Annotated in this window: 9 protein-coding genes; 2 read left to right on the top strand and 7 right to left on the bottom strand. The window is 67.0% G+C overall.

Annotated features, from left to right (window positions below; translation table 11 throughout):
- Positions 1-9: 9 nt before the first annotated feature.
- Entirely contained in the window at positions 10-1,581 is a 1,572-nt protein-coding gene (locus OG326_RS41450) for a beta-N-acetylhexosaminidase (protein WP_327142529.1), read from the bottom strand.
- On the bottom strand, positions 1,578-3,182 hold the full coding sequence (locus OG326_RS41445; RefSeq protein WP_327142528.1) for a CocE/NonD family hydrolase: 1,605 nt from the start codon (positions 3,180-3,182) through the stop codon (positions 1,578-1,580). Before OG326_RS41445 ends, OG326_RS41450 begins: the two co-directional genes overlap by 4 nt.
- A gap of 326 nt (positions 3,183-3,508) precedes the next feature.
- Between OG326_RS41445 and OG326_RS41440 the strand changes: the two genes are divergently transcribed.
- The gene (locus tag OG326_RS41440) at positions 3,509-4,453 is read left to right on the top strand and encodes an ATP-binding cassette domain-containing protein (protein WP_327142527.1); all 945 of its coding nucleotides are present in this window, start codon (positions 3,509-3,511) and stop codon (positions 4,451-4,453) included.
- Positions 4,450-5,211, top strand: coding sequence for an ABC transporter permease (locus OG326_RS41435; RefSeq protein WP_327142526.1), 762 nt, complete (start codon positions 4,450-4,452; stop codon positions 5,209-5,211). Before OG326_RS41440 ends, OG326_RS41435 begins: the two co-directional genes overlap by 4 nt.
- Here the strand turns inward: OG326_RS41435 and OG326_RS41430 are convergent.
- The 5 genes from OG326_RS41430 to OG326_RS41410 form a co-directional block, all read right to left on the bottom strand.
- Positions 5,195-8,356: a BTAD domain-containing putative transcriptional regulator gene (locus OG326_RS41430; protein WP_327142525.1), complete on the bottom strand. Its 3,162-nt coding sequence runs from the start codon at positions 8,354-8,356 to the stop codon at positions 5,195-5,197. The two genes, OG326_RS41435 and OG326_RS41430, sit on opposite strands and share 17 nt — an antisense overlap.
- A 109-nt stretch (positions 8,357-8,465) precedes the next feature.
- Positions 8,466-9,254, bottom strand: a complete 789-nt coding sequence (locus tag OG326_RS41425) for a DeoR/GlpR family DNA-binding transcription regulator (protein ID WP_327142524.1) — start codon at positions 9,252-9,254, stop codon at positions 8,466-8,468.
- A 13-nt stretch (positions 9,255-9,267) separates the two neighbouring features.
- A complete protein-coding gene (locus tag OG326_RS41420) occupies positions 9,268-10,155 on the bottom strand; it encodes a carbohydrate ABC transporter permease (protein ID WP_327142523.1) in 888 nt (295 codons plus the stop codon).
- A complete protein-coding gene (locus OG326_RS41415; protein WP_327142522.1) occupies positions 10,152-11,048 on the bottom strand; it encodes a carbohydrate ABC transporter permease in 897 nt (298 codons plus the stop codon). Before OG326_RS41415 ends, OG326_RS41420 begins: the two co-directional genes overlap by 4 nt.
- Positions 11,045-12,298, bottom strand: coding sequence for an extracellular solute-binding protein (locus OG326_RS41410; protein WP_327142521.1), 1,254 nt, complete (start codon positions 12,296-12,298; stop codon positions 11,045-11,047). Before OG326_RS41410 ends, OG326_RS41415 begins: the two co-directional genes overlap by 4 nt.
- Between the last annotated feature and the right edge of the window lie 42 nt (positions 12,299-12,340).

The following is a 12,340-nucleotide window of genomic DNA, read 5'->3' as shown; positions in this document are numbered from 1 at the left end:
CCTCTCCTATCATGAATGGTGTTGTGGTGTGCCCACGGAGCGCACCCGCTCGGTGAATTGCGGATAGGGAATGCCCCCGGTGCCCGCCCACAGCTGCTGAGCCATGATCGGCACTCTCGCCCGGACCGGATCGACCATCTGCTGTTCGGTCAAGGCATTCGGATCGTCGGCCCAGACGGACAGCTTCGCACCGAGCAATCGATCACGCTGGTCGGCCCGCAGCCGGGTGCCGTTGACAAAAAGTCCGGGGTCCCAGGCATAGAGCAGTTCCGGCGGTGCGTTCAGCGCGGCGGCGGTTCCGCCGGTGGCCCAGTAGGTGGGGGTGAAGCTGGAATTACTGAGCGTGAAGCCTTGGTCCACAAGGGATTCGGGACTGTTCCGGGTGCCCGTCCATGGAATCAGTCCGTCTCCACCCGTCCAATAGTCGATGATGATCGACCGGTCGACCGGAATATGGGCACCGGCGGGAATGCCGTCATTCCACAGGCGCGGCGTTCTGCCGTAGGACCGGACGATGCCCGCGGCCCAGTCGACGGTGTCCGAGACCAGATCCTGACCATCGAACTGCGGGCCGAGCACCGTGTGCGCGTACTCGGTGAGCTGCGGAAAGCGGCTGTAATCGCTGACATATTCATCGCCGCCGAGGTGGAAATACCGGCCGGGGAACAGGGGGACGAACTCGCGCAGCAGGTCTTCGATGAGCGGGCGGGCCGCCGGATTCGACAGATCGATGCGGCCGTCCGCGGTTCCCGCCAGCAGGCTGTCGGTGGCGGCATCGACCGGACTCGTGGTGACCGGGTGCAGAATCAGGTCCGGATGCGATGCCAGAATACCGTTCATATGCCCGGGGAATCCGATCTCGGGCACTACTTCGATGCCGTAATCAGCTGCATAGGAAATGATTTCGGCGATATCCGCCCGGCTGTAATGCTCCGGCGCGGTGATCTCCGGATGCGAGGTGCTCTCCAGCCGGAAACCGTAACGATCCGAAAGATGCAGCTGTATCAGGTTCATTCGGTAGTACGCCAGCTCGCGGATACGCTGCTCGATCCAGCCGACGCTGAGGAATTTCCGACCCAGATCGAGCAGCAGCCCGCGCTCGCTGTCATCGGGCCAGTCCGTCACGGTTCCGGCGGGAAGTGCGGTGCTCTGTGAAAACCATTGCAGCAGTGTCTGTGTGGCGTGAATGGCGCCCTCGGTCGTGCGGGCGGTGACGGTCACGGTATCGCCGACATCGATGCGATACGACTCCGGCTGCGGCGGACCGGAATCATCGATGCGCAGGACCACCTCGCCCGGACCCGCGGCGCCGCTCCCGGCTGTCACGGCGCGACCGGCGCGGGTCAGATCCTCGGCCAAACGCTCGGCGATCGGCGCGGCCGCCCCCGAAGCCGCGATGTGCGCGCCGTCCGCGAGATCGAAACGTCCTGAGCCCGGGGCGAATTCGTGCAGACTCGGAACCGTCACCGGCAGGGCGGGCGCGCTGTCGGCTCGCCCGGCCGGTGCGGGCAGCGAGAGCGCTCCGGCGACAAGCGCGGCCGCCCCCAGTACGGCCGCGATCGCCCGCGGCAGCCGGCTCACGAGGCGCGCACCGGCAGTTCCGCCACGGACGGCGCGGAGAAGACGACCTGGCTGCCCATCGGGGTGGCGCTCTCGAACGGGATCGGGTCCTGGGTGGTGACGGTCAGCGTCAATCGGTGTCCCGGTGCGAGATTCCAATAGGTCGGCGCGAGGTCCCATTCGATCGAGGTGGGCGCTCCGGGTACGAGACCGTGCCGGGTGATGGGCCAGTAACTGATGTTCTTGCCATTACCGTCGGGTCCCTCGTCGTAGAGGATGCCGATCATGGTGAGGTCCGAACTCGACGGTGCGACAGTCAGATTCAGGTGCACCCTGCCGGAAACCACACCGCCGTTCGCGAACGGCGCGGTGCGCCAGACACCCGCGACAGTGCGATCCACGCTGCCGATCGGGATGGCCGGAGCCAGGCCGAGCTGGGCCAGTGAACCGGTGACGTACGGGACCGCGGCAATGGCGGTGGTCGGACCGGAAGTCAGTGGCTGACTCCAGGATTCGTTCGGGTCGCCGCCCATGACACCGGCCGCCGGGGCCGAGAGCGGGAAGTCGCGCAGCGTGGCCTGTGCGTCGGCGACCGAGTCGAAGTGCACGAGCGCATTCGGATCGGGCAGCAGGCTGACGGTGTCGGCGGCCTGGATATTCACCGCGGGCTCCCGATCGATGCCATTGTCGGCGCCGTTCACGTAGTGGTCCAGCCACCGCAGTCCCGCGTCCCAGAACGCATTGGGCAGTCCGACGATCTGGCCCGCACCACCGGCGGTCGAATGGTCACCGGGCGCCAGATACAACATCTTCGGCCCGGTCAGCTCATCGAACATGGAGTATGTGGGTCCGACGGGCAGCAGGCTGTCCTGCCAGTCGTGCGCCAGGAAGACCGCCGTGCCATGGGCATTGAGCTTCGGGATGGCATCGGCCAGCACGTGCCGGGAAGCCAGTGAATCGAAGGCGACGCCGTTCCCGCGCACGATCGCGTCGAGGCCGCGCTGCACGAGCTCGGGACTGAATCGGTTGGTCGCGACGCCGGCCAGGGCGAGGGCGACCGGGCCGCCGGTCTTCGGGGTGCCGTTCGGTGCGAGCGCATCGGCCAGATCGCCGGGCGGGGAGTCGGCGACAATCGCCTTGATGCGCGAATCATGCGCTGCCGCAAGCACGCTCAGCCCCGCACCGTAGGATCCGCCCGCCACGGCAATGCGCTCCGGGTCCACATTGAGGTTGGCGATGGCCCAGTCGATGATCGCCGAGGCGTCCTCGGCATCCTTCTCGCCGAACAGGTCCACATCACCACCGGAGAGATACATGCCGCGCGCGGTGTATTCGATGGAGACGAAACCGTCTGCGGCGGAAAGCTTGTAGGCCGACCCGAGGCTGCCCATCGAGGGCACGCCCCAGCCGGACGGCTGCAATACCAGCGCGTTCTTGTGAGCGGCGAGGTCCGGCGGCGCCGTGATCACGGCATTCATCGGCACCCCGTCCGCGCCGGGGAGGAAGATCGTGGTGATCTGCCCGCCCGGGATGGGCACGGCGGAGGCGGGCGTCAGGCTCAGTGTGGCTCCCGCCGCGAACAGCGCGGTCGCGGCGAGTGCGTGGAACAGTCGATTCCTCATGATCGCTGCCCTCCCCTCAGTACAGGTTCGCGATGAGCTGGCTCAAATTCTGCAGGAGCGACAGCGGGGACATGAGGATGTACCCGACGATCGTGCCGAGGAGATCAGGTGCGGGAAGTTCATGCATGAGCAGTCCTCTGGAATTGGTTTATCCGAGAGTAATTGAGCGTTTATGCTCTGTCTATATGAAAACTGATCATTAACAATCATTTTCCGGAGGGCTCGGATCGGTGGTCGGCACCGCGCCGCCGGTGCTCCCGCCCGTATCAGGGAGCGTGTCAGGTCTGCGTCAGGTCGGTATCAGGCGAGCTGGCGAAGGTATTCCCATGACAACTTCAGCGATCGCGGCTTCCGGGCTGCGAAAGACGTACGGGGACAAAACAGTCCTCGATGGCATTGATCTGAATATCGGCGCAGGCACCATCTTTTCGCTGCTCGGTCCGAACGGCGCGGGCAAGACGACGGCGGTCAATGTGCTGACCACGCTGCTGACCGCCGACGGCGGCACGGCGAGTGTGGCCGGGCACGACATCACCACCGCACCCAAGGCGGTCCGCAAGGCGATCGGCGTCACGGGGCAGTTCGCGGCGGTGGACGATCTGCTGACCGGCGAGGAGAACCTGCGCCTGATGGCGGATCTGCATCGCCTGCGGGGCAGTGAGAGCAAGCGGGTGGTCACCGGCCTGCTGGAGCGATTCGATCTGGTGGAATCGGCGCGCAAGCACGCGTCGACCTACTCCGGCGGCATGCGCCGGAAGCTGGATCTGGCGATGACGCTGGTGACCAGGCCGGAAATCATCTTCCTGGACGAGCCGACCACCGGACTGGATCCGCGCAGCCGGCGCACGATGTGGGACATCGTGCGGGATCTGACGGCCGACGGCGTGACCGTCTTCCTCACCACCCAGTACCTCGAGGAGGCCGATCAGCTGGCCGACCGGGTCGCGGTGCTCGATCAGGGGCGCATTGTCGCCGAGGGCACTCCCGCCGACCTCAAGCGCCAGATACCGGGCAGCCATATCCAGGTCACCTTCACCGCTGTCGCGGAACTGGATGCGGCGGAACGGATTCTGCCCGGTTCCACCCGCGACGACGAGGCGCTGGCCCTGCGTATTCCCGGCGACGGCAGCACCACATCGCTGCGCGAATTGCTGAATCGGCTCGCCGACCACTCGATCGAGACCGAGGACGTCTCCATCCACACCCCTGATCTCGACGACGTTTTCTTTGCCCTGACCGGACACGCGACCACGGAGGCCGACGCATCATGAGCACCCTTTCCGCACCACTGGCAGACGCGTCGATCATGTTGCGGCGCAACTTCAAACACACCGCCCGGACGCCCGTCACGATCTTCAACGCGGCCCTGATGCCGATCATGATGCTGCTGATCTTCGTCTACGTCTTCGGCAATGCCTTCAATGTCGGCGAGAAGTACATCAACTACGCGCTGCCGGGCATGATCCTGCTGGCCATCAGCTACGGCTTGTCCGCCACCGCCGTATCGGTGAATTCCGATATGACCAAGGGCATCATCAACCGGTTCAAGGTCATGGACGTCTCCCGTGGCGCGGTACTGACCGGCCACGTGGTGGCCACCATGCTGACCATCGCGATCTCCACCGCGGCCGTCATCGGCGTGGGCTTCGCACTGGGATTCCGTTCGGCGGCAAGCCCGCTGGAGTGGCTCGGCGCGATCGGCGTCATCGCGGCGACGGCCTTCGCCACCGCCTGGCTCACCGTCGCACTGGGCATGGCCGCGAAGACCCCGGAATCGGCGGGCATGACGACCGTGCCGCTGATCATGCTGCCCTTCGTCAGCAGTGCGGTCGTCCCGGCGCACCAGATGGGCCAGGGCATCCGGCAATTCGCCGAGTACCAGCCCTTCACGCCGATCATCGAATCGCTGCGCGGCCTGCTCACCGGCAACCCGTCGGGCGGCTACACGGCCGCCGCGCTGGCCTGGTGCGCCGGTATCGCCCTGGTCGGATACCTGTGGTCCCGTGCCACTTTCAGCAGGCGAGCGTAGTTTCGATCAGCTCATGCCAGCTGGTCTGCGCACCCTCCCGCATCGCCTCGGCGAACTTCGGTTCGCCGAGGCTTTCGCGCGTGGCCTGTTCGATGCGGGCCGCATCCGGATGCGACCGATCCGGCAGTCCGCGTACGGTCGCACTCGCCGCGAGCAACCGCACGGCCTGCTCGTACTGGTCCCCGCGCAGCGCCTGGTCGGCGATTCCGATGAGCACCTGTGCGATCAGGGGTGCGTACCCCGCCTCGGACGCCGCCCGGAAGGCCGTGACGCGGTGCTCGCGGGCATCCTCGAGGCTTTCGGCGACATATCCGAGCAGATCGTGGGTCACCGCCCGGATATTGGTCGACTCGGTATCCAAGGTGACTGTCGCGACGTCGATTTGGCGGTAGACCTGGTCGGTGTCGCCGCTCCAGCGGGCCAGCTCCGCCTGTGCCAGGGCCAGTTCGGCCAGTGCGTTCGGCCAGGCGCACCGCTGCGCGCACCGCTGCGCCTCGGCCATGGCGGCCGCGCTCGACTCCGCATCACCCAGCAGCCAGTACAGCTGCGCCTGCCGCGCCCGCAGCTGTACCACGTCCTCGATGGCGCCGGCCTCGGTGACCACCGCGATGGCCTGGTCGAAATACTCGATCGCACTGCGGAATTCGCCGCGCATGGCGATGCGATTCGCCACCTCGGTCAGCGCGAACGACATACCCCAGCGCTCGCCGATCGCCCGGAATTCCGCGAGCGCCTGCTCCAGATACGCGTCCACATGCTGCATGTCCACGCCGAGCACGATCCGCATCTTGCCCATCTGCAGCCGGGCCAGTGCGCGTACCCACGGGTCCTCGTCGGCGAGCAGCGGTTCGAAGGCGGTCAGGAACGCGTCCGGCCCCTGCAGCATGCGCTCCAGCGCGCCGACGAACCCGAGCAGTGGATTGCGCACCTGGGTGTTCCGGCTGTACCGGTGCGCCTTGTGTATCCAATCCTCCACCTGGAACTCGTCATTCCGCCCGGCGGACACGAAATGCACGACCAGTGTGTACACCATGGCCCGGGTGTCGTCGTCCACCTCACCGGGCGCCTCGGCGGCCGCGATGACGAGCTCCATGCCCTCGGCCTTGTGCCCGCCCAGCCACCAGTACCAGCCTGCGGCCGCCGCGAGCCGCATTGCCCCGGTCGCATCACCGGCCGCGAGCGCGGCGCGCACGGCGGCGGCGATATTGTCGTGCTCGGCCTCGAGGATGGCGAGCCACTCCAGCTGCTCGGCGCGGCGCAGATGCGGATCGGCGGTGGCGGCGAGTTCGGTGAAGCAGGCGAGATGCGCCCGGCGGGCGGACTCCGATTCCCCTGCCTCCGTGAGCCGTTCGCGCGCGTACTCCTTGATCGTCTCGAGCATCCGGTAGCGCGGTGGGCTGTCGCCCGCCGCGGGGCCGGCGTGGTTCGCCACGGTGCGCAGCAGCGATTTCTCGGTCAGGGTGGTCAGCAGTTCGAGTACTTCCCACTGTTCGACGGTATCCCGTGCGCAGACCTGCTCGGCGGCGTCCAGGCTCGCGCCGCCGGAGAAGACCGAAAGTCGGCGCAGCACAGTGCGTTCGGCGTCGGTGAGTAGCTCCCAGCTCCAGTCGACCACCGCGCGCAGCGTCCGGTGCTGCGGTATCGCGGTACGACTGCCGCCGGTCAGCAGGCGGAACCGATCGTCGAGGCGATTGGCGAGCTGATCGAGGGACATGGTGCGCAATCGGGCCGCGGCGAGTTCGATTGCCAGCGGTATCCCGTCGAGGGCGCGGCAGATGCGCGCCATATTCGACAGCGTGTGTGCGTCGAGCGTCAGCGACCGGCTCACCGCGCCGGCGCGGTCCTGCAGGAGCTGAACAGCCGGGGAGGATTCGATATCGGCGGGTGCCGCGTCCGGGGCCGGTAGCGCCAGCGGCTCGACCTGCCACAGCGCCTCACCCGTAATGCCCAGCGGCTCCCTGCTCGTCGCGAGGATCCGCAGCTTCCGGCACTCTCCGAGCAACCGGTGGGCGAAGGTCGCGGCGGCTTCGATCACATGCTCACAGTTGTCCAGAATCACCAGCGCTTCGCGCTCGCGGAACGCGGCGATGAGCCGGTCCATCGGTTCCGCGTCCGGTGCGCCGCCGAGCAGCGCCTCCCGGAGTCCGAGCGCGGCCAGCGTCGCCTGGGCCACATCGCCGCTCGCGCCGATGGGCGCGAGCTCCACCAGCCAGGCCCCGTCCGGCAGCTCGCCGAGCAGGGTCTGGGCGGTTTCCACGGCCAGCCTGGTCTTTCCGGAGCCGCCGGGTCCGCTCACCGTGGTCAGCCGGTGCTCCGCAACAAGTTCGGCCACCGCGGCGACATCGGCGGACTTGCCGACATAGGTGGTCAGCTCGGCCCGCAGATTCGTCCTGCGGACTTCCTCGGGCACCGGCACCTGCTCCGGCGCGTCCAATTCGCCGCGCAGCAGCGCGACGTGCAGTCCGGACAGTTCCGGCGAGGGGTCCACGCCCAGCTCGTCGGCGAGGGCCTCGCGCGCCCGCTGGTACACCAGCAGCGCCTCGGTGCCACGACCCGCGGCGCCGAGCGCGCGCATCAGCGCGGCGGCGAGCCGTTCCCGCACCGGATACCGGGACACCGATTCGGTCAGCTCCGCGACCAGCTCCGCACCCCGGCCGAGGCGGATCTCCACCTCGTAGCGATCCTCCAGCGCGGCCAGGTGCAGACCCTCGAGCCGGGTGACGACGGCGTCGAAGGCTTCGCTGTCCTGTAGGCCGACGTCCTGCATCACGGTGCCGCGCCACAGTGCGAGGGCTTCGCGCAGCAGCTGGGCGCGTCGCGGGTCCGCGCTGCCGCGGGCCTGGTCGAGCAGCTCTTCGAAGCGCACGGCATCGACCGCGTGGGGTTCCACGGTCAGCCGGTACCCGCCCGCCTGCACCTCGATCGACCCGTCCGGCAGTACCCGCCGCAGCCGGGAGACCAATGCCTGCAGCGCATTCGCCGCATCGGCGGGAGGCTGCTCACCCCAGATCCAGTCGACCAGCTTCGCCTTCGAGACGGCGCGCCCGGGTTCGAGGCCGAGTGCGATCAACAGCGCACGCAGCCGGGCGCCCGGTACCTCTATCAACTCGCCGTCATCCGCCCGAATGACCAGCGGTCCAAGCATCCCGATCTGCACCCGGCTCATCTTGCCGTGCACAATCGCCGGGCCGCCAGCCCGCCCGGCGCCCGGATCATCGGCTCTCCCATGGCAACCGGTCAGCAATCCGCGCGGCTCACACCAGGTCGACTCGCACGCCGGCGGCGCGCAGACCGGCGACGGTCTCCGGGTCGGCCTCGGAATCGGTGACCAGGACGTGGATCTGCTCGATCGGGCAGATCCGGGCCAGTGCGGTGCGCTGGAGTTTGTCCGAGGTCGCCACCGCGATGACATGCCGTGCGCGGCGGACCATTTCGGCATTGACGCCGGACTCGTCGAGATGGGTGCACTGCGCACCGCCGTCGACGGAGATGGCGTTCACGCCGAGAACCAGTGTGTCCAGCCGCAATTCGGCCAGTGACCGTTCGGCGAGCGGCCCGTGCAGTTCGTAGGACTCGCGCCTGGCCATGCCGCCGAGGCAGATGGTGCGCAGATACGGCCGCAGTACCAGCTCCGAGGCGATGTTCAGCGCGTTGGTGACAATGGTGAGCCGTTCGTCCGTGGCGGTGGCCAGATCGGGCCGGCCCGCCAGCGCCCGTGCCACGGCGGTGGTGGTGGTGCCGCCGTTGAGCCCGACCACGGCATGCGTATCGATAAGACCTGCCGCATGTTCGGCAATGCGCTGCTTGGCCTCGTCGCCGTGCCGGTACCGGGCGGGCAGATCGTAGGCGACCGAGGTCGCCACAATGCCGCCGTGCGTGCGGGTGGCCAGCTGCTGCTCGGCCAGCGAGGTGAAATCGCGGCGGACGGTGGCGGGGGAGACGGCCAATCGTTCGGCCGCCTCCTCGACCGAGAGCCGGCCGGATTCGGCCAGCAACTCGAGCAGCCTGTTCCAGCGCGTGGATCGATCGGCCGCTGCGGTCATTTCACGCCTCCTGTCATTTCACACTGCCGGCTGTAAGACCGGCGACCAGGCGTTTTTCGATGAAAGCGAAGAGGATGACGACCGGCACGATACCGACGGTAGAGATGGCGAAGACGTATTGCCAAGCCGTGTCGTACTGACCGATGAACTTCGTCAGGGCCACCGACAGCGGCTGGTTCTCCGGCGTGGTCAGAATCACCAGGCTGGCGGCGAATTCGTTCCAGCAGGCCACCATCACGAAAATGGTCGCGGTGACGATGCCCGGCCACACCAGCGGCAGGCTCACCCGGCTCAGGATCTGCCACCGGCTGAGCCCGTCCAGCTGCGCGGCCTCCTCGATCTCCACCGGCACCGCGGCGAAGAAGCTGTGCAGAATCCACACCGCGAAGGACAGATTGAAGGCCGCGTTCACCAGGATCATGGCCAGCCAGGTGTCATTGATGCCGAGCGCGAAGAACTCCCGGATCAGACCGGTCACCAGTACGGTCGGCTGCAGCATCTGGGTGATCAGCACGACGCCGAGAAAGGCGGCGCGGCCCGGAAAGCGGCGGCGCGCAGTGTAATACGCGGCCGGGATGGCCACCGCCAGCACCAGCAGGGTCGCGCTCACCGAAATGACGATCGTGCTCACCAGATTGAACGGCAGCGGCGTCTCCGGGGTGCTCCACATGGTGGAGTAGTTGTCCGGATGCCAGACGTGCGGCAGATAGGTGGGCGGAATCCGCAGGATCTCGGCGCGCGACTTGAGCGAGCCGAGCACCATCACCACATAGGGGATCAGGAAGAGCGCGGCGAGCAGTACGCCCACGGCGGTCAGTTCCCAGCGGCGTCGTTTCCGCCGGGGCACAGGGCGTTTCGCTGTGGCGGCGCTCGGGTCGGGAGTGGGGAGCGTAGTCGTCACGAGTCCACCTGATCGGTCGGGCGGATCACCTTCACGTAGATCGCGATGATCACCGCGATCAGCACGAAATTCAGCACGCTCATGGCCGCGGCGGTACCGATCTGCTGGTTCTGCCGGATGAGCTTGAAGGTGAGCGTGGTTGTGGTGTCGGCGGCGAACCCGGCGATGCTGCCGGTCAGGACCTGCAGAATCGGCAGCGAATTGAAGGCGTTGATGATGTTGATGATGGCGGCCACCGCCATGGCCGGGCGCAGCTGCGGCAGCACGATATGGCGGTAGCGCTGCCAGGAATTCGCGCCGTCCACCCGGCCCGCCTCCACCACCTCGGCCGGAATCGCTTGCAGCCCGGCCAGAATCGTGTAGGTGGTGAACGGGATGGAGACGAAGACGCCGACGCCGATCGCCACCAGGAAGGCCTGCGTGGGCTCCTTGGTGAAGCCGAAACCCCGGTCCAGTACGCCGATATCGACCAGGAGGCGATTGGCGACGCCGACATCAGGGTCGAGCATGTAGTAGAAGATCGTCGTAGTCATCACCACGGAGGCCGCCCACGGCACCAGTACCGCCAGCCGCACGGCCGTCCGTCCCGGGAAGTCCTTGTTCAGGAACTGCGCCAGCGCGGCCGACAGCACCAGGGTGATCAGGACGACTCCCGCGACCCAGAAGACCGTGTGCCAGAGCACCGATTCCAATTCCGGGATCGCGAACAGCGCCCGGTAATTCGCGAATCCGGCCGAACCGCGATCCTGGCCGTACGGCGACAGATTCCGGGTACTGGTCCAGAACATGTATCCGGCCGGGAACACCACGATCGCGACCACCAGGATCAGCACCGGGCCGACCCACGGCAGGGCGGCCAGCCCTGCCGTGAATCGTGTTCTGCGCCTGCTCAATTCGCGGCCTGCTGGATCTTCTTCAGCACATCGGCCGGATCGGCGCCCTGGGTGATGGTGCCCAGCTGCTGCTTGATCGCACCCTGCGCCGCCGCCCATTTGGGATTATTGCTCGGGTAGAACTTGGCGACCGGCAGGGTGGCCGAGAAGGCCTTGGTCACCGGATCGTCGGCGAGGGCCGTGAGGCCGCTGACGGTGATCGGAATGAAGTGCTCGGACTTCACGAAATTCGTATAGGCGTCCGGCGCGTAGAAGTAGTCGAGCAGCTTCTTGATGGCGGCCTGCTTACTGCCGTCCTTCTTGAAGGCCATCAGATGATCGGCCACGCCGAGGGTCACCGGCTGCCCCGATTCGGTCGGCGAGGGCGCGGTCGCGTACTTCAGGCTCGGATTCTTGTCGGCGATCATGCCGATCAGCGGCGGCAGGCCCTCGATCATGCCGATCTTGCCCTGGATGAAGGCATTGAGGACGTCCTTGCGGTCGGTCGCACCCGGATTGGGCTGCGTCACACCGGCATCGGCGAGCGACTTCATGGCGCGCACGCCGGTCAGATTCTCCGGGGTGTCCACGGTGACCTTGCCGTCCGCCGACCAATTGCCACCGGCGCCGAAGGTCCAGATGGAGGTCTCACCCTGCGTCTCCTCGCTGCCCAGCGGCAGGCCGTAGCCGGAGACGCCACCGCCGAGCGCCTCGACCTTCTTGGCCGCGTCCGTGAGGTCGGCCCAGGTCTTCGGCGGGTTGCTGACGCTGGCGCGGGTGAGCAGGTCGGTGTTGTAGAACATCGTCCGGGTGGAGGCGAACAGCGGTAGCGCCCACTGGGTTCCGTCCATGGTGGCGTTCTGCTTGAAGCCGGGCTGGATATCGGCGAGCACCGCATCGGAGACGATATCCGAGGCCGGATACAGCATCTTGTCGCCGGCGAAGCTGGAGTAGGCGTCGATATTCAGGACGTCCGGCGTGCTGGAGGACGACTGCAGATCGGTTCGCACCACATCATTGATGGTGTCCCAGGACTCCACCTGCAGATTCACCGTGATGTCCGGGTTCTGGTCGTGGAAGCCCTTGAGAATGCCCTCCCACAGCGCCTTGGTGCCGTGCGGGCCGTCGCTGTAGGCGGGGACCAGCAGGTTCAGGCTGTTCGGGCCGTTATCGGAGGAGCTTTTCGAGCCGAAGCCGCAGGAGGAGGTGACGAGGACGGCTGCCGTGAGCACTGCCACGCCCGCAATGGTCTGGTGGAGGGATCTTTTCACTTGTGGAACCTTTCGATACACGCACCCGGGCGAAACCGAGGA

It is taken from the genome of Nocardia sp. NBC_01327 (genome assembly GCF_035958815.1).
Classification (GTDB): Bacteria; Actinomycetota; Actinomycetes; order Mycobacteriales; family Mycobacteriaceae; genus Nocardia.
The sequence above is the reverse complement of the archived record's forward strand: the minus strand, read 5'-3'. Positions and strand labels throughout refer to the sequence as shown.